This window comes from Methylibium sp. Pch-M (assembly GCF_004136295.1).
Classification (GTDB): Bacteria; Pseudomonadota; Gammaproteobacteria; order Burkholderiales; family Burkholderiaceae_C; genus Methylibium; species Methylibium petroleiphilum.
On sequence record NZ_CP029606.1, the window covers coordinates 219,960 to 246,586 of the forward strand.

Annotated in this window: 22 protein-coding genes and 2 riboswitches; of the genes, 13 read left to right on the top strand and 9 right to left on the bottom strand. The window is 71.1% G+C overall.

What is annotated here, in order from left to right; all coding sequences use genetic code 11:
* The first annotated feature begins 85 nt into the window (after positions 1–85).
* Genes C1M51_RS01030 through C1M51_RS01040 form a run of 4 tightly spaced genes read left to right on the top strand, consistent with a single transcriptional unit; the run spans position 86 to position 4,987 of the window.
* On the top strand, positions 86–1,525 hold the full coding sequence (locus tag C1M51_RS01030) for a DUF2868 domain-containing protein (protein WP_129447846.1): 1,440 nt from the start codon (positions 86–88) through the stop codon (positions 1,523–1,525).
* Positions 1,522–3,066, top strand: a complete 1,545-nt coding sequence (locus tag C1M51_RS01035) for a GTPase domain-containing protein (RefSeq protein ID WP_129447847.1) — start codon at positions 1,522–1,524, stop codon at positions 3,064–3,066. The genes C1M51_RS01030 and C1M51_RS01035 overlap by 4 nt, the downstream gene beginning before the upstream one ends.
* 33 nt (positions 3,067–3,099) lie before the next feature.
* Entirely contained in the window at positions 3,100–3,267 is a 168-nt protein-coding gene (locus C1M51_RS18950; RefSeq protein WP_011829037.1) for a hypothetical protein, read from the top strand.
* A 49-nt stretch (positions 3,268–3,316) separates the two neighbouring features.
* Positions 3,317–4,987 carry an NAD(P)/FAD-dependent oxidoreductase gene (locus tag C1M51_RS01040; RefSeq protein ID WP_129447848.1) on the top strand — a complete coding sequence of 557 codons (1,671 nt, stop codon included), beginning with the start codon at positions 3,317–3,319 and terminating at the stop codon, positions 4,985–4,987.
* Between the two features lie 18 nt (positions 4,988–5,005).
* Here C1M51_RS01040 and C1M51_RS01045 read toward each other — a convergent pair whose 3' ends face one another.
* From C1M51_RS01045 to C1M51_RS01055, 3 genes are all read right to left on the bottom strand, one after another.
* Entirely contained in the window at positions 5,006–5,815 is an 810-nt protein-coding gene (locus C1M51_RS01045; protein WP_129447849.1) for an enoyl-CoA hydratase, read from the bottom strand.
* An 18-nt stretch (positions 5,816–5,833) separates the two neighbouring features.
* Entirely contained in the window at positions 5,834–7,492 is a 1,659-nt protein-coding gene (locus tag C1M51_RS01050) for an acyl-CoA synthetase (RefSeq protein WP_129447850.1), read from the bottom strand.
* A 95-nt stretch (positions 7,493–7,587) separates the two neighbouring features.
* Complete coding sequence (locus tag C1M51_RS01055; protein ID WP_242499876.1) at positions 7,588–9,756, bottom strand: bifunctional diguanylate cyclase/phosphodiesterase; 2,169 nt, start codon at positions 9,754–9,756, stop codon at positions 7,588–7,590.
* Between the two features lie 184 nt (positions 9,757–9,940).
* Positions 9,941–10,043: riboswitch (glycine riboswitch) on the top strand.
* Between the two features lie 9 nt (positions 10,044–10,052).
* Positions 10,053–10,169: riboswitch (glycine riboswitch) on the top strand.
* A 43-nt stretch (positions 10,170–10,212) separates the two neighbouring features.
* On the opposite strand from C1M51_RS01055, the gene C1M51_RS19190 reads away from it, so the two are divergent.
* From C1M51_RS19190 to C1M51_RS01090, 7 genes are all read left to right on the top strand, one after another.
* Entirely contained in the window at positions 10,213–11,517 is a 1,305-nt protein-coding gene (locus C1M51_RS19190; protein ID WP_129447851.1) for a glycine cleavage T C-terminal barrel domain-containing protein, read from the top strand.
* A gap of 75 nt (positions 11,518–11,592) precedes the next feature.
* The gene (gene gcvH / locus C1M51_RS01065) at positions 11,593–11,967 is read left to right on the top strand and encodes a glycine cleavage system protein GcvH (RefSeq protein WP_011829031.1); all 375 of its coding nucleotides are present in this window, start codon (positions 11,593–11,595) and stop codon (positions 11,965–11,967) included.
* A 106-nt stretch (positions 11,968–12,073) separates the two neighbouring features.
* Positions 12,074–15,007 (top strand): aminomethyl-transferring glycine dehydrogenase, encoded by a 2,934-nt coding sequence (gene gcvP / locus C1M51_RS01070; protein ID WP_129447852.1) that lies wholly within the window; start codon positions 12,074–12,076, stop codon positions 15,005–15,007.
* Entirely contained in the window at positions 15,004–16,056 is a 1,053-nt protein-coding gene (locus tag C1M51_RS01075) for a low specificity L-threonine aldolase (RefSeq protein WP_129447853.1), read from the top strand. Before gcvP ends, C1M51_RS01075 begins: the two co-directional genes overlap by 4 nt.
* Before the next feature lie 18 nt (positions 16,057–16,074).
* A complete protein-coding gene (locus C1M51_RS01080) occupies positions 16,075–17,466 on the top strand; it encodes an L-serine ammonia-lyase (protein WP_129447854.1) in 1,392 nt (463 codons plus the stop codon).
* A 56-nt stretch (positions 17,467–17,522) separates the two neighbouring features.
* Positions 17,523–18,992 (top strand): TldD/PmbA family protein, encoded by a 1,470-nt coding sequence (locus C1M51_RS01085; protein WP_242499885.1) that lies wholly within the window; start codon positions 17,523–17,525, stop codon positions 18,990–18,992.
* Positions 18,989–20,323 (top strand): metallopeptidase TldD-related protein, encoded by a 1,335-nt coding sequence (locus C1M51_RS01090; RefSeq protein WP_129447855.1) that lies wholly within the window; start codon positions 18,989–18,991, stop codon positions 20,321–20,323. Before C1M51_RS01085 ends, C1M51_RS01090 begins: the two co-directional genes overlap by 4 nt.
* A 28-nt stretch (positions 20,324–20,351) precedes the next feature.
* Here the strand turns inward: C1M51_RS01090 and C1M51_RS01095 are convergent, their stop codons facing one another.
* The 5 genes from C1M51_RS01095 to C1M51_RS01115 all read right to left on the bottom strand — a co-directional run bounded on the left by C1M51_RS01095 (position 20,352) and on the right by C1M51_RS01115 (position 24,352).
* Positions 20,352–20,744: a cupin domain-containing protein gene (locus C1M51_RS01095; protein ID WP_129447856.1), complete on the bottom strand. Its 393-nt coding sequence runs from the start codon at positions 20,742–20,744 to the stop codon at positions 20,352–20,354.
* Between the two features lie 13 nt (positions 20,745–20,757).
* A complete protein-coding gene (gene aroC, locus C1M51_RS01100; protein WP_129447857.1) occupies positions 20,758–21,864 on the bottom strand; it encodes a chorismate synthase in 1,107 nt (368 codons plus the stop codon).
* A gap of 85 nt (positions 21,865–21,949) precedes the next feature.
* Positions 21,950–22,387: a hypothetical protein gene (locus C1M51_RS01105; RefSeq protein WP_129447858.1), complete on the bottom strand. Its 438-nt coding sequence runs from the start codon at positions 22,385–22,387 to the stop codon at positions 21,950–21,952.
* 152 nt (positions 22,388–22,539) lie between these two features.
* On the bottom strand, positions 22,540–23,004 hold the full coding sequence (locus tag C1M51_RS01110) for a CBS domain-containing protein (protein ID WP_129447859.1): 465 nt from the start codon (positions 23,002–23,004) through the stop codon (positions 22,540–22,542).
* Positions 23,005–23,122: 118 nt separating this feature from the next.
* Positions 23,123–24,352, bottom strand: a complete 1,230-nt coding sequence (locus tag C1M51_RS01115) for a YihY family inner membrane protein (protein ID WP_409072616.1) — start codon at positions 24,350–24,352, stop codon at positions 23,123–23,125.
* On the opposite strand from C1M51_RS01115, the gene C1M51_RS01120 reads away from it, so the two are divergent.
* Positions 24,351–24,740, top strand: coding sequence for a DUF2069 domain-containing protein (locus C1M51_RS01120; RefSeq protein WP_129447861.1), 390 nt, complete (start codon positions 24,351–24,353; stop codon positions 24,738–24,740). The two genes, C1M51_RS01115 and C1M51_RS01120, sit on opposite strands and share 2 nt — an antisense overlap.
* Positions 24,737–26,143 carry an FAD-binding oxidoreductase gene (locus tag C1M51_RS01125; protein WP_129447862.1) on the top strand — a complete coding sequence of 469 codons (1,407 nt, stop codon included), beginning with the start codon at positions 24,737–24,739 and terminating at the stop codon, positions 26,141–26,143. Before C1M51_RS01120 ends, C1M51_RS01125 begins: the two co-directional genes overlap by 4 nt.
* A gap of 38 nt (positions 26,144–26,181) precedes the next feature.
* Here C1M51_RS01125 and C1M51_RS01130 read toward each other — a convergent pair whose 3' ends face one another.
* The gene (locus C1M51_RS01130; RefSeq protein ID WP_129447863.1) at positions 26,182–26,622 is read right to left on the bottom strand and encodes a DUF1178 family protein; all 441 of its coding nucleotides are present in this window, start codon (positions 26,620–26,622) and stop codon (positions 26,182–26,184) included.
* Positions 26,623–26,627 lie beyond the last annotated feature (5 nt).

Genomic DNA, 26,627 nt, shown 5'->3' on the forward strand with positions numbered 1-26,627 from the left:
CAACCATCCGCAACGACATGCCTTCCCCGTACCGCCTCTCCCTCCCTCGGCCCACCTTGCCGCTCTTGCCGACGCCCCGGACCGCATGAACGCCGACGACGCTCGCCGCGTGCTGCTCGTTCGCAGCTTCGAAGCCCCGATGACCCTGCCCTGGACCGCAGCCGATGCGGCCTGGGCCAGCGAGCAGGCTGCGCGCGCCGCCGGTGAGCGCGCGGAAGCGGCCGTGCTGATCGCACAGCGGGCCGGCCTGGCCACTGCGCGACTGGCCGAGCGCGAGCCGGCCGTGCGGGCGGTGCTGGCGGCGACGACCTGGCCGGGCTGGCTGGGCAGTGCTCTGCTGGCGCTGGCGCTGCTGGCGGGTGCGGCGAGCGACGCCATCGGGCCGTCGCAGCGCATCAACATCCTTGCGCCGCCGCTGCTCGCGCTGCTGGTGTGGAATCTGGCGGTGTACGCAGCGCTCGCGCTGCATCGCCTGCGCCCGGCCGCGGCAACACGGACCGATGCCGGCGGGCCGATCCGCCGTGCACTGACGCGGTGGCTCGAACGCGCCGGCACGCGCGCGACGCAGAGCGCCGCGGCCGCGCCGGCGCTGCGGCGCTTCGTGTCCGCGTGGGCCGAGGCCTCGGCGGCACTGCACGGCGCCCGCATCGCCGCGGTGCTGCACTCGGCCGCTGCCGCGTTCGCGGTCGGTGCGCTGGCTGCGCTCTACCTGCGCGGCATCGCCTTCGAATACCGCGCCGGCTGGGACAGCACCTTCCTGACTGCGCAGCACGTGCAGCAGTGGCTGGGCCTCGTGCTCGGGCCGGCCTCGGCGCTGTCGGGCCTGGCGCTACCCGACGCGGTGCAGCTCGCGAGCCTGCGCTTCTCCGTGGGGCCGGGCGAGAACGCCGCGCGCTGGATCCACCTGCATGCGCTGACGATCGCGCTGGCCGTGCTGCTGCCGCGCGCTGCGCTCGCGCTGTCGTCCGCCTGGCGGGCGCGCCGGCTGACGCGGCACTTGCCGCTGCCGCTGGGCGAGCCCTATTACCAGCGCCTGCTGCCGGCCCGTGACGGCGAACGCCGCACGGTGCAGGTGCTGCCCTACAGCTATGCGCTGCCGCCGGCACTGCAGCCCGCGCTGCTCGCCGCGCTGGAAAGCGGCCTGGGCCCGCGGCTGGCCCTGCGCGTGAACGACAGCCTCCCGCTCGGCGGTGAGGACGAGCTCGCGACCTCGGCGCTGCCGCCCTCGCCCGGCGCGATCGTCGTGGCGCTGTTCGCGCTGACCGCGACGCCCGAGCGCGAGACCCATGGCGCCTTCGTGCAGGCGCTCGCCGCGCGGGCGCCGGCCGGTCAGCGGCTGGTGGTGCTAATCGACGAGTCGGGCTTCCTCGCCCGCTTCGGCGGCGCCGATGGCACGGCGCGGCGCGAGCAGCGGCGCGCGGCGTGGCGGCAGATGCTGGGCGAGGCGGGTCGAGCACCGGTGTTCGTCGACCTGTCCGCGCCGGACCTGCAGGCGCTCGAAGCCGAAATGGGACTGCAGGCATGAGCCCGGACCCGAGCGCCGTCACCGTGGCGCTGAGCCTCGTCTCCCACACCAACGTGGGCAAGACCACGCTGGCGCGCAGCCTGCTCCGGCGCGACATCGGCGAGGTGCGGGACGAGGCGCACGTGACGCAGAGCGCCGAGCCGCACACGCTGGTCGAGTCGCCCGCCGGCGACCGCCTGCTGCTGTGGGACACGCCCGGCTTCGGCGACAGCGCGCGGCTCGCGAAGCGGCTCGCGCAGGCCGGCAACCCGATCGGCTGGTTCCTGAGCGAGGTCTGGGACCGCTTCCGCGACCGCGCCTTCTGGTCCAGCCAGCGCGCGGTGCGCAACGTGCTCGAGCAGGCCGATGCGGTGCTCTACCTCGTCAACGCCTCCGAATCGCCGCAGGACGCCGGCTACCTGGACGCGGAGCTGCGGGTGCTGGAGCTGATCGGCAAGCCGGTGCTGGTGCTGCTCAACCAGTTGGGTCGGCCGCAACCGCCGCAGGCCGAAGCCGCCGAACTGCAGCGCTGGCGAGAGCGGGTGCAACCGTTCGGCTGTGTGCGCGAGGTGCTCGCACTCGACGCCTTCGTGCGCTGCTGGGTCCAGGAAGGCCGGCTGTTGCAGGCCGTGGGAGCGGCGCTGCCGGCGGCACGGCAGGCCGCGTTCGAACGCCTGCGCACCGCCTGGGACGAACGCGGACGGACCACCTGGTCGGCGGCCATGGCGGTGCTGGCCGAGCGGCTGACGCGTGCCGCGCTCGACCGCGAGCCGGTGGCCGAGGCCGGCTGGAGCGGGCGGCTGCGCCAGGTGGGAGCGGCACTCGGCCTGCGTCGCGAGGGCACGGTCACGCCACGCGAGCAAGCCATGCAGGCGCTGGCCGAACGACTCGACGCCGACGTCCGCACCTCGACCGACCGGCTGATCCACCTGCACGGCCTGGACGGCCGGGCGACCGAGGCAGTGCTGACGCGCCTGGCCGAACACTATGCAGTGCGCCAGCCGGCCAGCGAGGGCAAGGCCGCGGTGCTGGGCGGCCTGCTGACCGGGGCGCTGGCGGGGCTGAAGGCCGACATCGCCACCGGCGGCCTCACGCTCGGCGGGGGCCTGCTGGCCGGCGGCGTGCTCGGCGCGCTGGGGGCCGCCGGCCTGGCGCGCGGCTACAACCTGGTGCGCGGCGTGGAAGCGCCGTCGCTGGCCTGGACCGACGAGGTGCTGACCGGCCTCACGCATTCGGCGCTGCTGGGCTACCTGGCGGTGGCCCACTACGGCCGCGGCCGCGGCGACTGGGCCGAGGCCGAGCAGCCCGACTTCTGGCACGACGCGGTGAGCCAGGTGCTGCAGCCGCGCGCCGAACTGCTGGCAGCGCTCTGGTCGGCCCGCGAGGGCGGCGACGACCCGGAGGACGCGCAGCACCTGCGGACGCAGTTGCAGGCGCTGCTGGGCGACAGCAGCCGCGAGCTGTTGCTGCGGCTCTACCCCGCCGCCGGCGACGCGATCGGGGCCACGGGCGGCGACGGGATCGCACGCCATGGCGGCTCGCCGGCACGACCTGTGGCCTAATCCCGGGTTTCTCTATTTCCTACCGGAGCCGACATGGGCAACCAGATCAAGACCGAAGCCGACCGCCGTGCCACCCCCCGCCCCACGCCGCCGACCGGCGTGGTGTTCACCCCGGGCCGCGGCCAGAAGGTCAGCTTGGAGCGCGGCTCGCACACCCGCAGCAAGAAGAACCCGGGCAAGCGCTCCAAGAAGGGCGGCTGATCCCGGAGCACCGCGCGGCCGCGCCGGCACCGGCCGGGGCCTCGCACCGATGCTGCGAATCACCGAACTGCGCCTGCCGCTGAACCACGCCGAGGACGCGCTGCGTCCCGCGGTGGTGGCGCGCCTGGGCATCGCCGACGCGCAGCTGCAGGCCTTCACCGTCTTCAAGCGCAGCTACGACGCGCGCCGCAAGACGGCGGTGGTGCTGATCTACACCGTCGATTGCGAAGTGGCCGACGAGGCCGCAGTGCGAGCCCGGCTCGGCAGCGACCCGCACGTGCGGCCAGCACCGGACACCCGGTACCGCTTCGTCGGACAGGCGCCGGACGGCTACTACGCCACCTCCGCGGGCACGGCGGCGCCGCTGCGCCCGCTGGTCATTGGCTTCGGCCCCTGCGGCATCTTCGCGGCCCTGATCCTGGCGCAGATGGGCCTGCGCCCGATCGTGCTGGAACGCGGCAAGGCGGTGCGCGAGCGCACGCAGGACACCTGGGGACTGTGGCGGCGCCGGGTGCTCGATCCCGAATCGAACGTGCAGTTCGGCGAGGGCGGCGCGGGCACCTTCTCCGACGGCAAGCTGTGGAGCCAGATCAGCGACCCGCGCCACCTGACGCGCAAGGTGCTGACCGAGTTCGTGAAGGCCGGCGCGCCGGAGGAAATCCTCTACGTCGCCAAGCCGCACATCGGCACCTTCCGGCTGGTCAGCATGGTCGAGAAGATGCGCGCCGACATCGAGGCGCTGGGCGGCGAGATCCGCTTCCAGCAGCGCGTGACCGACCTGCTGATCGAAGACGGCCATCTCCGCGGCGTCGCGCTCGCCTCGGGAGAACAACTGCGCGCCGACCATGTGGTGCTCGCCCTGGGCCACAGCGCACGCGACACCTTCGAGATGCTGCAGCGGCGCGGCGTCTACCTGGAAGCCAAGCCGTTCTCGATCGGCTACCGCATCGAGCACCCGCAGGGCCTGATCGACAAGGCGCGCTTCGGCCCGAATGCCGGCCACCCGCTCCTCGGCGCGGCCGACTACAAGCTGGTCCACCACGCGCGCAACGGCCGCTCGGTCTACAGCTTCTGCATGTGCCCGGGCGGCACGGTGGTCGCCGCCACGTCCGAGCCGGGGCGCGTGGTCACCAACGGCATGAGCCAGTATTCGCGCAACGAGCGCAACGCCAACGCCGGCATCGTGGTCGGCATCACGCCGCAGGACTACCGGCAGGACGGCCTCGCCGAGGGGCCGGTGAACCCGCTGGACGGCATCGCCTTCCAGCGCTTCTGGGAATCGCGTGCCTACGCGCTGGGCGGCAGCAACTACGAGGCGCCGGGCCAGCGGCTCGGTGATTTCCTGGTCGGCCGGCCCAGCACCGCCTGGGGCAGCGTGCTGCCCTCCTACAAGCCGGGCGTGCGCCTGACCGACCTGGCCCAGCCCGGCAATGCCAGCCTGCCCGACTATGCGATCGAGGCGATCCGCGAGGCGCTGCCGGCGTTCGAGAAGCAGATCGCCGGGTTCTCGCTGCCCGACGCGGTGCTCACCGGTGTGGAAACGCGCACCTCGTCACCGCTGCGCATCACGCGCGGCAAGGACTGCCAGAGCCTCAACGTCGCAGGGCTCTACCCGGCCGGCGAAGGCGCCGGCTATGCGGGGGGCATCATGTCGGCCGGCGTGGATGGGATCGAGGTGGCCGAGGCGCTGGGCGCACGCATGCTGGGGCTCGTCGGCTGACGAGCCGGGTCACCGACACTAGGAGCCCGGCTCGGCGACCGCCCATGTCGGGCTGCGCTTGTCGATGAAGGCCTGCACGCCCTCCAGCGCCGCCTCGTCCATCATGTTGCAGGCCATGGCCTGCCCGGCGATCTCGTAGGCCGACTCGATGCCGGCCTCGACCTGGCGGTAGAACTGGGCCTTGCCGACCGCGATCGCGACGCGCGGCTTGGCGACGATGCGCTGCACAAGTCGTTCCACCTCGGCATCGAGCCGATCGGCTTCGGCCACGCGGTTGACGAGACCGCGCTCGCGCGCCTCCTCGGCGCTGATGAAGTCGCCCGTGAGCAGCATCTCCATCGCCTGCTTGCGCGGCAGGTTGCGCGCCAGCGCCACGCTGGGTGTCGAGCAGAACAGTCCGAGGTTGACGCCGCTCACGGCAAAGCGCGCTTCGCGCGCCGCGACCGCCAGGTCGCACATCGCGACAAGCTGGCAACCGGCCGCGGTGGCGATACCCTGCACACGGGCGATCACTGGCACCGGCAGGCGCTGGAGGCTCAGCATGACGCGCGTGCACTGTGCGAACAGCGTCTCGTAGTAGCCGAGCGAGGGTGCGGCGCGCATCTGCTTGAGATCGTGGCCGGCGCAGAAGGCCTTGCCGCTGGCGGCGAGCACCACCACGCGCGACGAGGGGTCCGCCGCCACCGCGTCCAGCTCGGCCTGCAGCGCGGTCAGCATGCCTTCGGAGAGCGCGTTGAAGGCCTGCGGGCGGTTCAGTGTCAGCGTGATGACGCCGCGGGCATCTTGCGTCTTCAGCACGAACGGGTCGTCTCTTTCGGTGAGGGACATCTCGGCTCCTGCACGCTGCTATTCGATCGCCTGCGTCGAGCGGGCCCGCTCACGCAACTGGAACTTCTGGATCTTCCCGGTCGAGGTCTTGGGGATGGCTTCGAAGCGCACCTCCTTCGGCGCCTTGTAGCCGGCCAGCAGCGACTTGCAGTGGGTGACCAGTTCCGCCGCGCTCACCTCGGCGCCAGGCTTGAGCTCCACGTAGGCGACCGGCGTCTCGCCCCACTTCGGGTCGGGTCTCGCGACCACCGCACAGGCCATCACCGCCGGGTGCCGGTAGAGCGCGTCCTCGACCTCGATGGAGCTGATGTTCTCGCCGCCGGAGATGATGATGTCCTTGCTGCGGTCCTTGATCTTGACGTAGCGGTCCGGTTCCATCACCGCCAGGTCGCCGGTGTGGAACCAGCCGCCCGCGAAAGCCGCAGCGCTGGCCTGGGGGTTCTTCAGGTAGCCCTTCATCACGATGTTGCCGCGGAACATGATCTCGCCCATCGTCTGGCCGTCGGCCGGCGTCTCGGCCATCGTCTCGGGGTCCAGCACCGTCATGCCCTCCTGCAGCGCGTAGCGCACGCCCTGACGGCCGTTGAGCCGCGTCTGCTCGGACAGGCTCTCGCCGGCCCAGCTGGCACGCTTCACCGCCACGGCGGCCGGGCCGTAGACCTCGGTGAGGCCGTAGACATGGGTAATGTCGAAGCCCATTTTCGCCATGCCCTCGATCATCGCGGCCGGCGGCGCGGCGCCAGCTACCATGCCGCGCACCTTCTGCGTGATGCCCTCGCGCAGCGCCTGCGGCGCGGCGATCAGCAGGTTGTGCACGATCGGGGCGGCGCAGTAGTGATCGACGCGGTGCTCGCGCATCGCGCCGAGGATGCTGGGCGCATCGACGCGGCGCAGGCACACGTGCGTGCCGCCCAGCATCGCGATCGTCCACGGGAAGCACCAGCCGTTGCAGTGGAACATGGGCAGCGTCCACAGATAGGTCGGGAAGTGCGGCATGGTCCAGGTGGCCGCGTTGCTCACCGCGTTCAGGTAGGCGCCGCGGTGGTGGGTCACCACGCCCTTGGGGTCGCCGGTGGTGCCCGAGGTGTAGCTGACGGCGATCGCGTCCCATTCGTCAGCCGGGCCATCGAGCCGTGCCAGCGGCGCATGGGCGGCCAACAATGCCTCGTACTCGTGCGTGCCGAGCCGGTCGCCCGGACCGGGGTACTCGCTGTCGCAGACGTCGATGACGATCGGTGTGCGGCCGTGCTCGCTGCGCAGCCGCCGCAGCGCCTCGGCGATGGTCGGTGAGAACTCTCGGTCTGTGATGAGCACCTGGGCCTCGCAGTGGTTCATCTGCCAGGCCAGGAGCGCGGCGTCGAGCCGGGTGTTCAGCGTGTTCAGTACCGCGTTCAGCGCCGGCACCGCGTAGTGCACCTCCACCATCTCCGGCGTGTTGGGCAGCATCACGCTGACGGTGCTGCCACGCGCCACGCCCAGCGCGCGCAGCGCCGCGGCGAGCCGCGCCGAACGCTCGCGCGTCTGCGCCCAGGTCTGTCGGCGCGCCCCGTGCACGACGGCCGGCAGGTCGCCGAACACCTCGGCGCTGCGTTCGACAAAACTGACGGGCGAGAGCGCGACGAAGTTCGCCGCGGTCTGGTCCAGCCCCTGCTCGTAGATACTGATGTTGCTGCTCATCGGATGTCTCCTCGTGCCGTCGCCGCGGCGACAGGCCCGCACGTTCGGCGGGTCGGAAAGACTATCCCACAGCCGGCGCTCGGCCGGCAGCGCGGTCAACCCGGAATCGTGTCGGCCAGCGTCGAGTCAGAGAACGGCACCGCATGCTGCTCGCCACGGTGGCGCGCCCAGTACGAGATGTCGTCGGCCGCCATCGGCTTGGCGTACAGGAAACCCTGCAGCTGATCGCACCCCATCTCGACCAGCAGGTCGCGCTGGTCGGTCTCCTCCACGCCCTCGGCCACCACCTGCATGCCCAGCGCATGGGCCAGCCGGATCACCGCATCGACCACCGCGCGGGCGTCGCTGCTGCCGGCCAGGTCGCGGATGAAGCTGCGGTCGATCTTCAGCTGCCGGGCCCGCAGCTGGCGCAGGTAGCTCAGGCTGGAGTAGCCGGTGCCGAAGTCGTCGATCGACAGTTGCACGCCGATGGCCAGCAGGCCGTCGATCGCGCGCTGGGTGACGCGGGTGTCCTCCATCGCGACCGACTCGGTGATCTCGCAGATCAGCTGCGAAGCCTCGACCTGGTGCAGCGCCAACGCGTCGGCCACCCGCTCCGTCAGGTCGGCCTGCATGAGCTGGTGCGCCGACAGGTTGATCGCCACGCGCATGTGCAGGCCTTCGTCGGCCCAGGCGCTCAGCTGCCGGCAGGCTTCGTCGATGACCCAGGCGCCGAGCGTGTTGATCAGGCCGAAGCGCTCGGCCACCGGGATGAAGGCCACCGGGCTCACCATGCCCCGCTGGGGATGGCGCCAGCGCATCAACGCCTCGACGCCGCGGATCGTGTCGGTCCGCAGATCGACCTTGGGTTGGTAGTGCAGTTGCAGTTCGCCACGCTCCATCGCCGTGACGAGGTCGTTGTACAGCGCCACCTGCTGGTCGGCGCCCTGGTTCATCGCCGACTCGTAGACCGCATAGGTGCTGCCGCCACCCCGCTTCGCCTCGTACATCGCCGCATCGGCGTGCGCGATGAGGCGCCTGGCGTCGCCGGCGTCGGGGTACATCGCCACCCCGATCGAGCACGACAGGTGGACCGGCTGGCCGACCACGGAGAGCGGCTCGCCCATGCTGGCCAGGGCGCGCTTCGCGACGTGGATGCAATCACCCGCGCAGCTCACGTCCTCGACCAGCACGATGAACTCGTCGCCGCCCAGGCGGGCCAGCGTGTCGGCCGCGCGCACCGCCTCGCGCAGGCGCACGGCCACCGCCTGCAGCACCAGGTCGCCATGGGCATGCCCGTAGGAATCGTTGATCGGCTTGAAGCCGTCGAGGTCGATGAACAGCACCGCCAGGCCCGCCGACGCCGAGGGCGTCGGCAGCTCGCGCAGCCGTTCGATACGGGCGACCGCCTGGCTCAGGCGCGACTCGAAGTAGCTGCGGTTGGGCAAGCCCGTCAATGCGTCCTGGTAGGCCAGGCGGCTCAGTTCGTCGTTGGCCGACTGGAGGCGTTCGTTGGCTTGCTGCAGCGACTGGGACAGGCCGTCCGCGGTGGCCTGCATGCGCCGGTCGAAGACCGAGGTCACCAGCGTGATCGTCAGCATCAGCACGGTGGCCACGCTGACGATCAGCACCAGCGAGTCGCCGTTGATGCCGTCCAGACTCAGGCAGGCGCTGCCCTCGGGGAAGCCTGCAGCGGCCATGCCGCTGTAGTGCACGCCGCTGATCGCGAGACCCATGACCACCGCCGCAGCGCACTGGTAGGCCAGCGCTGACCAGCCGGCATGGCGGCGCATCCAGAAGAAGATCCGCAGGGCGGCGGCGGATGCGGTCACCGCAATCAACCCGGATACCGCCACCCAGCGCGCATCCCATTGGATGCCCGGCGCCATCTCCAGTGCGGCCATGCCGACGTAGTGCATCGCCATGATGCCGCCGCCCATCGCCAGCGCCCCGCACACGTGCAGACTGCGCGACAGCTGCGCCCGCCCGGCGATCCCCAGCGCCACCAGCGAGACCAGCAGCGCCACGCCCCACGACAGCAGCGTGGTCGAAACGCGGTAGCCGAGCGGGATCGTCAGGCTGAAGGCATGCATGCCGACGAAATGCATCGACCAGATGCCGCTGCCCATGACCAAGGCGCCGCCGATGCACCAGCACATCGACAGCACGCGGTCGGCGCTGCGCACGCGCTTGGCCAGTTCGAGCGTGACGAACGAAGCCAGGATCGCGACGGCGATGGACAGCACGACCACACGGGGGTCGTACAGGGGCTGGAGCAAGGACACGCGGGAGGTTCCTGTCGGGCCGTTCGCCGGCCCCTTGCGCAGCACGCCGGGCGTGCATCGGGAAAGGTATCGGCGCGCCGGGTGCGGACTTGAGCCTTCTGCCGCAGCGGCGCGGGCGCCGGGGTCGTGTGCAGGTCACGCCGGTGGTGCCGCCGTGCATCAATAGGAGATCGTGTGCATATAATCGCGACCGTCAGGAGAGCGTTGCCGTCAGCACACCGACGGCAGCCGCCGAAGGCGCAGAGGACACACCTCGAACGCTCAGGCAAAAGGACTGGCAAACGCCTCCCAGCGGAGGCGTCCTCACTGGAGAGAGGCTGCACCCGGGGCAGCCCACCGAAGGGGCAAGCGGGTCGAGGTGCGACACACCGGAACCGGCCAATCTCTCAGGTAAAGCGGACAGCGAGGGCAGGCATCACCGGCAACGGTGGTTTCCTTCATGCCCTTGGAGTCGAGATGTCCGCACCTGCCGGCAGCCCTGCCGCCCCCTTGCTCACCACACCGCTGCACGCGCTTCACCTGGAACTCGGCGCCCGGATGGTGCCCTTCGCCGGCTACGACATGCCGGTCAACTACCCGAGCGGCATCCTGGCCGAGCACCGGCAGTGCCGCGATGCGGCCGCGCTGTTCGATGTGTCGCACATGGGCCAGATCCGGCTGCTTGCGGACGATCCGCAGCAGGCTGCGCTCGCGCTCGAGACCCTGGTGCCGATGGATGTGCTCGGCCTCGGTGTCGGCAAGCAGCGCTACGCCTTCTTCACCAATGCCGGCGGCGGCCTGCTCGACGATCTGATGATCACCCGGCGCGAGAACGACCTGCTGCTGATCGTCAACGCCGCCTGCAAGGATGCCGACCTGCACCACCTGCAGATGCACATCGGCCACCGCTGCACGGTGCAGGCCCTGCCCGAGCGGGCACTGCTGGCCCTGCAGGGGCCGAAGGCCGCCACGGCCCTGGCGCGTTTGAACCCCGGCGTGAGCGCCCTCACCTTCATGACTGGCGGCGCCTTCACGCTGGTCGGTACCGACTGCTACCTCACCCGTTCCGGCTACACCGGCGAGGACGGATTCGAGATCTCGGTGCCCCTGCAGGGGCCGAAGGCCGCCACGGCCCTGGCGCGTTTGAACCCCGGCGTGAGCGCCCTCACCTTCATGACTGGCGGCGCCTTCACGCTGGTCGGTACCGACTGCTACCTCACCCGTTCCGGCTACACCGGCGAGGACGGATTCGAGATCTCGGTGCCGGCCACCCATGCCGAGGCGCTGGCGCGCGAGCTGCTCGCCCAGCCCGAGGTCGCGCCGGCCGGCCTGGGCGCGCGCGATACGCTGCGCCTAGAAGCCGGGCTGTGCCTCTACGGCCACGACATCCACACCGGCACCACGCCGATCGAGGCCGGCCTGTCCTGGGCGATCCAGAAAGTGCGGCGTGCCGGTGGCGCGCGGGCGGGTGGCTACCCCGGGGCGGACGTCATCGACGCCCAGCTCGCCGGCGGCGTGAGCGAGCGCCGCGTCGGCCTGCTTGGCCTGGAGCGGGTGCCGGTGCGCGAGGGCACCGAACTCGTCGACGGCCAGGGCCAGCGCATCGGCCGGGTGACCAGCGGCACCCTCGGTCCGACCGTCAACCAGCCGATCGCGATGGCCTGCATCGCCAGCAACCACGCCAACGTCTCGCACGAGGTGTTCGCCATGGTGCGCGGGAAGAAGCTGCCCATGTGCGTGGTCGCCCTGCCCTTCACGCCGCACCGCTACGTGCGTGCCTGACACTCCAGCCTCGCCCCTCTTCGTCAACCTTCCGGCCCACGCTCGACACAGGCCCACCATCCTTCAGGAGCTTCCATGACCACCAAGTTCACGACCGACCACGAGTGGATCAACATCGAGGACCACGATGCCGCCGTCGTCGGCATCACGCTGCATGCGCAGGACGCGCTCGGCGACGTGGTGTTCGTCGACCTGCCGGCGGTCGGCACGTCCTACAAGAAGGGCGACATCGCCGGCGTCGTCGAGTCCGTCAAGGCGGCGGCCGACCTCTACATGCCGGTCAGCGGCGAGGTGGTCGAGGTCAACGAGGCGCTGCGCAACGACCCGGCCCTGGCCAACAGCGACCCGCTGGGCGAGGGCTGGTTCTTCAAGGTCAAGATCGCCGACATGACCGAGTTCGACCAGCTGATGGACGCACCCGGCTACGACGCGCTGCTCAAGACGCTCTGAGCCACCACGCGGTCCCCGATCCCCGCTGGCCGCCTGCTGCCGTCTTGCTGTCACGGCCCTCCTCGCCGCCCGGTCCACCGCCCCTCCCTCCCTCACGGAGCACACCATGCTCAGGCCCCTCGCCCTGCCCCTCGCCGCACTCGAACACACCACCGACTTCGCCGGTCGTCACATCGGCATCGCCCCCGCCGACGAACAGCACATGCTGTCGGTGATCGGCGCGGCTTCGCGCCAGGCCATGATCGAGGCCATCGTCCCGCGCAACATCGCCCGCGCGCGCCCGATGGTGCTGCCCGAACCCGTCAGCGAGGTCCAGGCGCTGGCCGAGCTGAAGGCGATCGCCGCGAAGAACCGCGTGTACCGCAGCTACATCGGGCAGGGCTACCACGGAACGCACACGCCGGGCGTCATCCTGCGCAACGTCCTCGAGAACCCGGCCTGGTACACGGCCTACACGCCCTACCAGGCCGAGATCTCGCAGGGCCGGCTCGAGGCGCTGGTGAATTTCCAGACCATGGTGTGCGACCTGACCGGCATGGCGATCGCCAACGCCTCGATGCTCGACGAGGCCACCGCCGCCGCCGAGGCCATGACATTGGCCCGACGCTGCGTGAAGAGCAAGAGCGCCACGGTCATCGTGGCCTCGGATTGCCATCCGCAGACCATCGAGGTGATCCGCACGCGCGCGCGGCCGCTGGGCATCGAGGTGCTGGTGGGCCTGGTGCCGGAGCTGATGGCTCAGCACGAGTACTTCGCGGTGATCGCACAGTACCCGGCGACCGGCGGCATCGTGCACGACATGAAGCCGTATGTGGATGCGGCGCATGCGAGCGGTGCGGCCTTCGTCGTCGCCGCCGACCTGCTGGCGTTGACGCTGCTGTCGCCCCCGGGCGAATGGGGTGCCGACATCGCCATCGGCAGCACCCAGCGCTTCGGCATGCCGATGGGGGCCGGCGGCCCGCACGCGGCCTTCCTGGCTTGTCGCGACGAGTTCAAGCGCTCGATGCCGGGCCGCCTGGCCGGCGTGAGCGTCGACGCGCACGGCCGGCCCGCCTACCGGCTGGCGCTGCAGACGCGCGAGCAGCACATCCGCCGAGAGAAGGCCACGTCGAACATCTGCACCGCCCAGGTGCTGCCGGCGGTGGTGGCGAGCATGTATGCGGTCTACCACGGACCGCAGGGGCTCAAGCGCATTGCGCAGCGTGTGGCGAGCTACACCGCCATCCTGGCGCACGGCCTGCGCGCGATGGGCTTCGAGCTCGCCGGTGACAGCGCCTTCGACACGCTGTGCGTCGAGACCGGCATCGAGACCGAGGCCATCGCCCGCCGCGCCCGCGAGGCCGGGGCCAACCTGCGGCGCCTGTCGGCCACGCAGCTCGGCATCACGCTGGACGAGACCACGACGCGCGAAGATCTCACTGCGCTGTGGTCATGGTTCGCGCGCTCAGAGGGCATGGTGCCCAAGGTCGATGCCTTCGCGCACGGCGCCGACCCGCTGATCCCCAGCGAGCTGCGCCGCACCAGCGCCTACCTGACGCACCCGGTCTTCAACAGCCACCACAGCGAGACCGAGATGCTGCGCTACCTGCGCAGCCTGGCCGACAAGGACCTGGCGCTCGACCGCACGATGATCCCGCTGGGCTCGTGCACGATGAAGCTCAACGCGACCAGCGAGATGATTCCGATCACCTGGCCCGAATTCGCGCACATCCACCCGTTCGCGCCGGCCGAGCAACTGGCCGGCTACGCCGAACTCGACGCCCAGCTGCGCCAGTGGCTGTGCGAGACCACCGGCTACGCCGGCATCAGCCTGCAGCCCAACGCCGGCTCGCAGGGCGAGTACGCCGGCCTGCTGGCGATCCAGGCCTGGCATGCCTCGCGCGGCGATGCGCAGCGCGACGTCTGCCTGATCCCCGAGTCGGCGCACGGCACCAACCCGGCGAGCGCCCAGATGGCCGGCATGCGCGTGGTGGTGACGAAGTGCGACGCCGAGGGCAACGTCGACCTCGACGACCTGCGCGCCAAGTGCGAGCAGCACAGCGCGCAACTGGCCGCCGTGATGGTCACCTACCCGTCGACCTACGGCGTGTTCGACCCGCACATCAAGGCGCTGTGCGCGCTGGTCCACCAGCACGGCGGCCGGGTCTACGTGGACGGCGCGAACATGAACGCGCTGGTCGGCGTGGCCGCGCCGGGCGAGTTCGGCGGCGACGTGAGCCACCTCAACCTGCACAAGACCTTCTGCATCCCGCACGGCGGCGGCGGCCCGGGCGTGGGCCCGGTGTGCGTGGTCGAGGACCTGGTGCCCTTCCTGCCCGGTCACCACGCCGGGGCAGCGGCCGGCGGCGTGGCGCCGTCGGGCTCGCCGGTCGGCGCGGTCTCGGCGGCGCCGCTGGGCAACGCCGCGGTGCTGCCGATCAGCTGGATGTACGTCCGCATGATGGGCGCAGCCGGCCTGACCGCCGCGACCGAGACCGCGATCCTGAGCGCGAACTACATCGCCGCGCGGCTGGCCGACCACTACGACATCCACTTCAGCGGCGAGGTCGACGGTCTCAAGGGCGGCGGCGTCGCCCACGAGTGCATCCTCGACCTGCGCCCGCTGAAGGACAGCAGCGGCGTCAGCGCCGAGGACGTGGCCAAGCGCCTGATCGACTACGGCTTCCATGCGCCGACGCTGAGCTTCCCGGTCGCCGGCACGCTGATGGTCGAGCCGACCGAGAGCGAGTCGCTGCACGAGCTCGACCGCTTCTGCGACGCGCTGATCGCGATCCGCGCGGAAATCGCCCGCGTCGAGCGGGGGCAATGGCCGCAGGACGACAACCCGCTCCGGCACGCACCGCACACCGCCGAGGCGCTGCTGAAGGCCGACTGGCCGCACCCCTACACGCGGGAGGAGGCCGCCTACCCGGTGGGCAGCCTGCGGCGCCAGAAGTACTGGGCGCCGGTCGGTCGCGTCGACAACGTGCACGGCGACCGCAACCTGTTCTGCAGCTGCGTGCCGCTGAGCGCCTACGCCGAAGCCGACAAGCAGGCATGAAGGACCAGTTCGCCAGTGACAACTGGGCCGGCCTCGCACCGCAGGCGTTGGCCGCCCTGCTGGAGGCGAACGGCGGCAGCCATGCGCCGGCCTACGGCGACGACGTCTGGACGCAGCGCGCCTGCGACGCGGTGCGCCGGGTGTTCGACACCGACTGCGAGGTGTATTTCGTCTTCAACGGCACCGCGGCCAACGCGCTGTCGCTCGCCGCGCTGTGCCGGCCCTACGAGGCGGTGGTGTGCACGCCCATGGCGCACATTGCGGCGGACGAATGCAACGCGGTGGGCTTCATGGGCCAGGGTGTCTCTCTGCTGACCGGCGACGACGGCTCCGACGCCGCCCGGCGCGCGAAGCTCACGCCCGCGGCGCTGGACACCGCGGCCCGCCGGCGCCGCGACCTGCACGCGCCGCGCGCCCGCGCGGTGAGCCTGACGCAGGCCACCGAGCTGGGCACGGTGTACACGGTGGACGAGTTGCGCGCGCTGTCATTGGCCGCGCGCGAACTCGGGCTCAAGGTCCACATGGACGGCGCCCGCTTCGCGAACGCCGTGGCCTCGCTGGGCTGCACGCCGGCCGAGGCGAGCTGGCGTGCCGGCGTCGACGTGCTGTCCTTCGGCGCCACGAAGAACGGTGCGCCGGTCGGCGAGGCGGTGGTGTTCTTCGACCGCGCGCTGGCCGACGGCTTCGAGTGGCGCGCCAAGCAGGCCGGCCAGCTGGCGTCGAAGATGCGCATGCTGACCGCGCCCTGGGTCGGGCTGCTCGAGGGCGGCGCCTGGCTCGCGCACGCCGGCCACGCCAACGCGATGGCGCAGCGGCTCGCAGCGGCCATCGAGGCGCTGCCGGGCGTGCGCCTGCTGCACGCCCCGCAGGCCAACGGCGTGTTCGCCGAGCTGCCGCGGCCGGCCATCGAGGCCCTGCGCGCGCACGGCTGGCGCTTCCATGAGATGCTGCCGAACGGCGGTTGCCGGTTGATGTGCGCCTGGGACACCCGGCCCGAGACCGTCGACGCCTTCGCGGCCGACCTGGCCGCGGCTTGCCGGACTCCCTAGCCTCATTACGACACCGCGATGGCCGTCTCCGTCTTCGACCTGTTCAAGATCGGCATCGGGCCGTCGAGCTCGCACACGGTCGGACCGATGCGCGCGGCCAAGCTGTTCGTCCAGCGCCTGGACCACGAAGGCCTGCTGGAGCGCACGGCCCGCGTGGTGTCCGAGCTCTACGGTTCGCTGGGCGCCACCGGCAAGGGCCACGGCTCCGACAAGGCCGTGCTGCTGGGACTGATCGGCGAGGATCCCGACAGCGTCGATGTCGACGCGATCCCGGCGCGGCTGGCCGCCCTGCGCGAGCACCGCCGCCTGGCACTGCTGGGTCGGCACGGGATCGACTTCGACGAAGCCCGCGACCTGCTGTTCCGGCGCCGCCAGAGCCTCCCCTTCCACCCGAACGGCCTGCGCTTCACCGCCTACGACGCCGACGGCGGCGAACTGGCGGACCGCTGCTACTACTCGGTTGGTGGTGGCTTCGTGCTGGGCGACGAGGCCGCCGCCGACGGCAGCCGCCAGCAGAAGATCGTGCCCGACGTCACCGTGCTGCCACACCCCTACCGCAGCGGCGACGAGCTGCTGCGCCTGACGCGCGAGCTCGGCTGCTCGATCGCCGAGGTGATGCGCCGCAACGAGCGCCACTGGCGCAGCGACGCCGAGATCGACGCCGGCCTGCTGCGCCTCTGGCGTGTGATGCAGGCCTGCGTCGAGCGCGGCCTGCGCACCGAGGGCGTGCTGCCCGGCGGCTACCAGGTCAAGCGGCGCGCCGCCAGGCTCTACCGCGACCTGACGGCCGACCCGACCGCCGCGCTCAGCGACCCGCTGCAGGTGCTGGACTGGGTCAACCTCTATGCACTGGCGGTCAACGAGGAGAACGCGGCGGGTGGGCGGGTGGTCACCGCACCGACCAATGGCGCCGCCGGCATCGTGCCGGCCGTGCTGCACTACTACACCCGCTTCGTGGCCGGCTCGCAAGAGCGGGGCGTGGCCGATTTCCTGCTCACCGCCGCCGCCATCGGCATCCTCTACAAGGAAAACGCCTCGATCTCCGGCGCCGAGGTCGGCTGCCAGGGCGAGGTGGGCGTGGCCTGCTCGATGGCCGCCGGCGCACTGTGCGCGGTGCTGGGCGGCACGCCGGCGCAGGTGGAGAACGCCGCCGAGATCGGCATGGAGCACCACCTGGGCCTGACCTGCGACCCGGTGGGCGGGCTGGTGCAGATCCCGTGCATCGAGCGCAACGCCATCGCTTCGGTGAAGGCCATCAACGCGGCGCGCATGGCGCTGCGCGGCGACGGCACCCACCACGTGAGCCTGGACCAGGTCATCAAGACCATGCGCGAGACCGGCGCGGACATGCAGACCAAGTACAAGGAAACCGCGCGCGGCGGGTTGGCAGTCAACATCGTGGAGTGCTGAACTGGGGGCGCGCCGGTCTTTGTAGACTGATCTGCGCCCCTTTGCAGCTGCCCCAGATGCTCGACACGCTCGCCGCCACCGTTCGCCGCGCCACCGCCGCCCTGCCGGATTCAGTCGCGCACTGGACCGCACGCGGCGTCAGCGAGCGTTCCGAACAACTCGGCGTGCGCCAGGGCGTTGCCGAAACGCCGAAGCGAGTGCGTGACGAGGGCGTGATGCTCACCGTCGTCGATGGCGGCGTGGGCCATGCGGCCACTGCCGATACCTCCGAAGACGGCCTGCGCACTGCCCTGCTGCGCGCCCATGCGCTGGCCCGGGCCGGCGCCGGCAAGACGGTGTTCACGATGGCCGACCTGCCGCGCTCGCGCGACAGCGGCCGCTACGCCAGCCGCGTCGAGCGCCCGCACGACGCGCTGACGCTGGCCGACAAGCTCGAGCTGCTGATGCGCGTGAACGCGGCCAGCCGGATCGACGAGCGCATCGTCGATGCGCAGACCAGCCTGTGGAGCGTCGAGACCGACCAGCTCTTCCTGAGCAGCGACGGCGCCCACATCGAGCAGCGCTTCGACTACCTCACGCCGGCCCTCCAGGTCACCGCGGTCGACGGCGGGGTGACGCAGGTGCGGTCCAGCGCCGGACAGTACAACGGCTATTGCCAGCAGGGCGGACTGGAGGTGCTGGACCGCGCCCGCTTCGAGCAGGACGGCCCGCGTGTCGCGCGCGAGGCGCTGGAGCTCGTGGCCGCGCCGCACTGCCCGAGCGGCCGCATGGACCTGCTGCTGATGCCCGACCAGATGATGCTGCAGATCCACGAGAGCATCGGCCATCCGCTGGAGCTGGACCGCATCCTCGGCGACGAGCGCAACTTCGCCGGCACGAGCTTCGTCACGCTCGACCTGTTCGGCCACTACCGCTACGGCAGCGAGCTGCTGAACGTGAGCTTCGATCCGACCCGCGCGCACGAATTCGCCGGCTTCGCCTTCGACGACGACGGCACGCCGGCCGAGCGCCGCATGCTGATCGAGCGCGGCGTGCTGCTGCACCCGCTGGGCGGCAGCCTGTCGCAGGCGCGCGCCCGGGCCACCGGCCACGATGTGGGCGGCGTGGCCACCACGCGCGCCTGCAGCTGGAACCGCGCGCCGATCGACCGCATGAGCAACCTCAACGTCGAACCCGGCCGCAGCACGCTCGACGAACTGATCGCCGCGGTCGACCACGGCGTGGTGATGCACACCAACTGCTCGTGGAGCATCGACGACTCGCGCAACAAGTTCCAGTTCGGCTGCGAGTACGGCCGCATGATCCGCCACGGCCGGCTGGCCGAGGTGGTGCGCAACCCGAACTACCGCGGCGTCAGCGCGACCTTCTGGCGCTCGCTGGCCGGGGTGGGCGATGCGTCGACCTGCGAGGTGATGGGCACGCCGTTCTGCGGCAAGGGCGAGCCCTCGCAGGTGATCCGGGTCGGGCATGCATCTCCGGCCTGCCTGTTCACCGGCGTCGACGTGTTCGGCGGGGTCGACGGATGAGCGCGCTGACCGAGCGCCCTCACTTCGACGCGCTGGCCGACAGCGTGTGCCGCGCCGATGGCGTGGACCGCGTCAGTCTGGCATTGAACGCCGAGGCCAGCGACTTCCTGCGCTTCAACCGCGCGGCGCTGCGCCAGGCCACCCATGTGCTGCAGGCGCAGGCGACGCTGGCCGTGGTGCGCGGCCGGCGCCGCACCGAGAGCAGCCTCACGCTCACCGGCGACTTGGCGCTCGACACGCAGCGCCTGCTCGCCGAGCGCACGCTTCTGATCCACGATCTCTCGCTGATCCCCGACGACCCCTGGCTGCTGCTGCCGGAGGAAGCGCACCGCGGCCACCGCGACGACCGCGGTGCGCTGCCGTCGCCCGCGGCCGTGATCGACGCCGTGCGCGAGCACGCCGACGGCCTGGACTTCGTCGGCTTCTATGCCGGCGGCCCGGTGGTGCGCGCCTTCGCCGACAGCCTGGGCGCGCGCCACTGGCATCGCGTGGAAAGCTTCGACTTCGAGTGGTGCCTGGTCCACGCTGCCGACAAGGCGGTGAAGACGCAGTACGGCGGCACGGCGTGGTCGCTGTCCGAGTTCGCGACACGCCTTCGCGAAGCGGCAGCACAGCTCGTGCTGCTGGGCCAGCCGGCGCGCACGCTGCCGCCCGGTGCCTACCGCGCGCTGTTCAGCCCGGCGGCGATGAACGAACTGCTGGCGACGCTGGGCTGGAGCGGCTTCGGCCTGAAGGCCCGGCGCACCGGCGTGTCCTCGCTCGTGAAGCTGGCGCGGGGCGACGCCCGCCTGCACCCGTCGGTGCGGCTGAGCGAGGCGCCGGGCCGCGGCTTCACGCCGGCCTTCACGGCCGACGGCTTCGTGCGCCCGGCCGAGGTGCTGCTGGCCAGCGACGGCCGGGCTGTCGACACACTGAACGCGCCGCGCTCGGCGCGCGAGTACGGCCTGCCGGCCAACGGCGCGAACGCGGCCGAGACGCCGGAGGCACTGGCGCTGGCCCCCGGCGCGCTACCGCACGGGCGCCTGCTCGAGACGCTGGGCTCGGGCCTCTGCGTGAGCAACCTCTGGTACCTGAACTACAGCGACCGCCAGGCCTGCCGCATGACCGGCATGACGCGCTTCGCCTGCTTCTGGGTCGAGGGCGGCGAACTGGCCGCGCCGCTGGAGGTGATGCGCTTCGACGACAGCTTCCTGCGCCTGTTCGGCGATGGCCTGGTGGGCCTGGGCGACCGTTGCGAGCGGATGCCCGACAGCAGCACCTACCAGTCGCGGCAACTCGCCTCGATCACGGCGCCGGCGGCCCTCGTCGACGGCTGGCGGCTCACGCTCTGATCGCTGCGTCGCCGCGGCGGCGGCCCGGCTATTTCGCCAGGTCGTAGAGCGGCTTGCCTTTGTCGACCACGTGCACCGTGAACACCTTCAGCGAGGTGTCGCCGATCACCTTGAAGCCGCCATGCCGCACGTCGCGCAGGTTGTGGATCGCGATGCCCGTCGGCAGCACCATCGGTTCCTTGCCGGGCAGTTGGACCGTGGCTCCCTGCACCACGTAGGCCGCCTCGACCCCGTGGTGGAAATGCGCCTCCAGCGTGTCGCCCGGCTTGTATTCGGCGATCGAGGAGACCACCTCCATGCCGGGCGCACCGCTCAGGTCGCTGCGCTTGAGTTCGACGCGCTGTGGCGAATCCTGCCCCCAGGCCGCGGCGGCCACGGCCAGGCCGCACAGCGCGACGAACGATCGAAGGGTGTGGCGCATCGGTGGCTCCCCGTCAGGCGTCCGGCAGGTGCGCCGCGATCGGCGCCACGGGCAGGCGCACGTCGCCGCACTGCGCGCGGTGGCGCAGTGCATGGTCCATCAGCACCAGCGCCAGCAGCGCCTCGGCGATCGGCGTGGCGCGGATGCCGACGCAGGGGTCGTGGCGGCCGAAGGTCTCGACCGTGGCCGGCTGGCCCTGCAGGTCGATCGACTGGCGTGGCGTGCGGATCGAACTGGTGGGCTTGATCGCGATCGATACGCGGATGTCCTGCCCGGTGCTGATGCCGCCGAGCACACCGCCGGCGTGGTTGCAGCGAAAGCCCTGGGGCGTGAGTTCGTCGCCGTGCATCGAGCCGCGGTGCGCGACGCTCGCGAAGCCCGCGCCGATCTCGACGCCCTTGACGGCGTTGAGCCCCATCATCACGTGGGCGATGTCGGCGTCGAGCTTGTCGAACAGCGGCTCGCCCCAGCCGACCGGCACGCCGGTGGCCTCGACGACGATGCGCGCGCCGACCGAATCGCCCTCCTTGCGCAAGGCGTCCATGAAGTCCTCGAGCTGGCCGATCTGGCTGGCGTTGGGCGCGAAGAAGGGGTTGTCCGGCACGTGCTGCCAGCCCTCGAAGGCGATGTCGATCTCGCCCAGCGCCGCCATGCCGCCGCGAAAGGCGATGCCGTGGTGTTCCTTGAGCCACTTCTTCGCCACCGCGCCGGCGCCGACCATCGGTGCGGTGAGGCGCGCGGAACTGCGACCGCCGCCGCGCGGATCGCGCAGGCCGTACTTGTGCCAGTAGGTGTAGTCGGCGTGGCCGGGGCGGAAGGTCTGGACGATGTTGCCGTAGTCCTTGCTGCGCTGGTCGGTGTTGCGGATCAGCAGGCAGATCGGCGTGCCGGTGGTGCGGCCCTCGTGGACGCCGGACAGGATCTCCACCGCGTCGGGTTCGTTGCGCTGCGTCACATGACGCGAGGTGCCGGGACGGCGGCGGTCGAGCTCGGGCTGGATGTCGGCCTCGCTCAGGCTCATGCCGGGCGGGCAGCCGTCGATCACGCAACCGATGGCCGGTCCGTGGGATTCACCGAAGTTGGTGACGCAAAACAAGTGGCCGAGGGTGCTGCCGGACATGATTCGGGGCAAATGCGGAACTCAAACCGCATTGTGACAGCGGCCCGTGCCGTCAACCTCGAGCCCGGCCCCGCCGCTCAGATGCTCAGAATCGGCAGGCCAGCCCGAGGTGGGCGCGCATCTCGACGCTGGAGCCATCGCGGTCCTGGCGCAGCCGGGTCGGCAGCCGCAAGCGTGTGGCGCAGTCGGTGGCCTCGACGCCGATGGAGCGCAGCATGCGCTGCGGCGTTTCGGAACTCATGCTCAGTGCGTGGTGAGCGCGGCGCGGGCGGCCGGCACCGGGCACGTCATAGCGCGGCAGTTCGACGATGCTGAATTTGAAGGCAGCCTCCTGACGCGTCGCGTCGCGCAGTTCGGACTGCGCCCTCGACGGCCAGGACGGTGATGCCGGCTGCACGGCCCACGGTGCGTTCGGGGCCGTGTCCTCGCCGGGCGCCGTCTCGACGGCCGCACTGCTGCACACCACCGCAGCCAGGCCCAGCGACGCGACACCGCGACCCAAGCGCCGAAATCGAAGCTTCATGATGGCTCTCCCGCATCCCATGCGGAGAGCATCGGCGTTTCAGATGAAGCGCGGCTGAAGTGGTAACACCCCGATACCCCTGCAGCGGGGTCCCTGCCAAATGCCTCACGTCCGGGTGGGGCCCCTGTAACGCCGCGGTTGCGACTGCGGCGCTACTGCTGGGGCGCCGGGGCGGAATCTTCCTCGACCGGCCAGTCGCGGATGTAGGCCTTGAGCATGCGGTTCTCGAAATCCTGCCCGTCGACCACCGCCTTGGCGACGTCGTAGAACGAGATCACGCCCATCAGGGTGCGCTGGGTCAGCACCGGCATGTAACGGGCATGGCGGCCGAGCATCATGCGGCGCACCTCGTCGATCTCGGTGTCGGGGGTGCAGGTCATCGGGTGGTCTTCCATGACCGTGCGCACGATGGTGTCGCCCACATTGCCACCATTGCCGACGATGGCCTGGATGACCTCGCGGAAGGTCAGCAGGCCCACCACGTCGCCGTGCTCCATCACCACCAGCGAGCCGATGTCGCGCTCCGCCATGGTGCGCAACGCCTCGGCCAGGGGCTGGGCGGGCGTGACGGTGAACAGGGTGCCCCCCTTGACGCGCAGGATGTCGCTGACTTTCATGATGGGCTCCTTCGAGATGCCGTTGAATTCAATATACCCAGAATCCCCGGCGAGGGCCACAGAAGGAACTAGGAGCGTGACCATCTGATGGGATCGCGGCCCCCCCCCCGACCCGGGATCAGATCAGCTCCTGCAGCGTCATCTCGCCGAAGCGCGCGCGCTGCCAGAACCCCCGCAAACCGGGGCCGGGGTCGAGCAGCAGCGCGGCGAGCAGCGGCTGCGCCGGCGTCGTGTTCGGGTCGCAGAGCAGCACGTAGCGCTTCTCGCCGGCCTCGTCGAGGCGGCCGACCCAGTCGAGCTCGACCAGCCGCTCCAGCGAGGGCTCGATCTGCAGCGGATCGGTGCGCAGCGTGGACGCCAGGCCGACGAGGCCCAGGCCGCGCTCCCCGCGCGCGCGCGCCGCGGCCAGCTCGCGCAGCAGCTGCACGGCCGCCTGGAAGCGGTAGCCCGGGGTGTTGGGCTGCCGCACGATGTGCATCGACAGGCTCGGTGCGTAGGCGGCGATCACAGCGCCGAGCAGCACGATCACCCAGCCGAGGTAGAGCCAGATCAGGAAGATGGGCACCGTGGCGAAGGCCCCGTAGATCGTGGAGTAGGTCGGCACCTGGGCCAGGTACCAGGCCAGGCCCTTCTTGGCCAGCTCGAATCCGGCCGACACGAACAGCCCGCCCGCCAGTGCGTGGCGCCAGCGCACCTCGGTGTTGGGCACGTAGTGGAACAGCCCGGCCATCGCCGCAGCCAGCAGGCCGAACTCCAGCGCATTGAGCAACACGCTCAGGCTGCCCGGCATGGCGCCGACCACACCGCGCGAAGCCGAGATCGCGTAGGAGGTGAGCGTCAGGCTCACGCCCAGCAGCAGCGGACCGAGCGTGGCGGCGGCCCAGTAGACCAGCACGCGCTGCGCGATCGGCCGCGGCTTGCGCACACGCCAGATCGCGTTGAGCGTGCGATCGATCGTGAGCATCAGCGCCAGCGCCGTGAGCACGAGGACCACGAGGCCGACAGTCCCCAGCCGGTGCGCCTTGCCGGCGAACTGCGTCAGCGCGCCCAGCACCGGCTTGGCGATGCCATCGGGCACCAGCGACTGGATGAAGTACTTTTCCAGCGCCCCCTGGAACTGGCCGAACATCGGGAAGGCGCTGAAGATCGCCAGCGTCACGGTGGCCAGTGGCACCAGTGCGATCGTGGTGGTGAAGGTCAGGCTGCTGGCGGTGAGCCCGAGGCGGTCTTCGCGGAAGCGCTGGCGCAGGGTCTTCAGTGTGTCGAGCCAGGGCCAGGTCTGCAGCGTCTCGGCCAGCAGCGCGATGCGTTCGCGCCAGCCGGCCTTCAGGAGATCGGGAACGGTCATGCTCGATATGATGCCAGCCATGTTTCGATGCAATGCAGTGGACGGCACGCGAGCCGTCGCGGTGGGGAGCCTGCTCGGCCTGATCGTGCTCGGTCTGTTGTGGGAGCTCTGGCTGGCGCCGACCGGCAGCGGCATGCTGGCGTTCAAGGTGCTGCCGCTCGCGCTGCCGCTGGCCGGCCTGCTGAAGCGGCGCATGTACACCTACCGCTGGGTCAGCTTGCTGGTATGGCTCTACTTCATCGAGGGCGTGGTGCGCGCCAGCGGCGACCGTGGCCTGAGCGCGTGGCTCGCGGGGCTGGAGATCGTGCTGTGCCTGACGTTGTTCGCCGCCTGCGCGCTGCACGTGCGCTGGCGCTTCAAGCAGGCCGCTGCCGGCGCCCCGACATGAGCGCTTCGCTGCTCGATGCGCTGCGCGCCGCGCTGGGGCCGGCGCAGGTGCTGACCGATGGCGACCGATCGGCCTGGGAGATCGACTGGCGCAAGCGCTACCGCGGCAAGGCCTTGGCGGTGGTTCGCCCCGGCAGCACGGGCGAAGTGGCGGCGGTGGTGCGGGCTTGCGTTGCGCACGGCACGAGCCTGGTCCCGCAGGGCGGCAACACCGGCCTGGTCGGCGGCGGCGTGCCCGACACGGGCGGCCGCCAGGTGCTGCTGAGTCTGGCGCGCCTGAACCGCGTACGCGCCGTCGACACCGCCAACTCGACGATGACGGTCGAGGCCGGCTGCGTGCTGCAGGCGGTGCAGGAGGCGGCCGCCGCACACAGCTTGCTGTTTCCGCTGAGCCTGGCGGCCGAAGGCAGCTGCACCATCGGCGGCAACCTGGCCACCAATGCCGGCGGCACCCAGGTGCTGCGCTACGGCAATGCGCGCGAACTGTGCCTGGGCCTCGAGGTGGTGACCGCCAGCGGCGAGATCTGGGACGGCCTGAGCGGCCTGCGCAAGGACAACACCGGCTACGACCTGCGCGACCTGTACATCGGCAGCGAAGGCACGCTGGGCGTCATCACCGCGGCGACGCTGAAGCTGCACCCGCAGCCGGCGGCCCGCTGCACCGCACTGGCCGCGTGCGCGACGCTGGCCGACGCCGTGGCCCTGCTGCAGCGAGCCCAGGCCCGGCTCGGCGCCGGGCTCACCGGCTTCGAGGTGATGGGGCGTTTCGCGCTGTCGCTGGTCGAGAAGCACTTCCCTGCCCTGCCGCGCCCGCTGGCGCCCAGCCCGTGGACGGTGCTGCTCGAACAATCGGACATCGAGGACGAGGCGCATGCGCGCACGCTGTTCGAAGGCCTGCTCGAGCACGCGCTCGAGGCAGGCACGATCGTCGACGCCGCGGTGGCCGAGAGCGTGCAGCAATCGAGGCAGCTGTGGCACCTGCGCGAGAGCATCCCGCTGGCCCAGGCCGAGGAAGGCCTGAACATCAAGCACGACATCGCGCTGCCGGTGTCACGCATCCCCGATTTCGTGGCCGCCACCGACGCCCGGCTGCAGGCCGCCGTGCCGGGCGTCCGGCTGGTGAACTTCGGCCACCTCGGCGACGGCAACCTGCACTACAACGTGCAGGCGCCGGAAGGGACCGACGCGGCGGCCTTCCTGCGCGAGCACGAGCGGGCCGTGAACCGGATCGTCTACGACGCCGTCCAGGCGCATGGCGGCTCGATCTCGGCCGAGCACGGCATCGGCGCGCTCAAGCGCGAGGAACTGCAGCACTACAAGTCGCCGGTGGCGCTGGCGCTGATGCGCTCGATCAAGCAGGCCCTCGATCCTCAGGGGCTGATGAACCCCGGCCGCCTGCTCTGAGCGAAGCGGCGCCAGCCGCGCCGCGGGCGACGAGGGCTCTACTGCAACGGGCCCTTGAGCGCCTTGGGCACCGGCAGCGCATGCACCTCGATGCCCTCCTCGCGCAGCGCCTGGGTCTGCTCGGCGCTGGCCTGGCCGCGGATGCCGCGCTCGGCGGTCTCGCCGTAGTGGATGCGGCGCGCCTCGTCGGCGAAGCGCTCGCCGACGTCCTCGGTCTGGGCCATCACGTGGTGCACCGCGCGCAGCCACAGCGCCTCGACGCTCTGCTGCTCGGGCGTCGGCGCCGCGGCCGCCGACTCGACCGCACGCGAGGGCGAGAGATTCAGTCGCGGCGCGCTGGGCAGGCGGCTCACGTCGCCGCTGCCGCACAGCGGGCATTCGACCAGCCCGCGTTCGCACTGAGAACGGTAATCGTCTTCGGAGCCGAACCAGCCCTCGAAGCCGTGACCGTGCGTGCAACGCAGACTCAGAACCTTCATGCCGC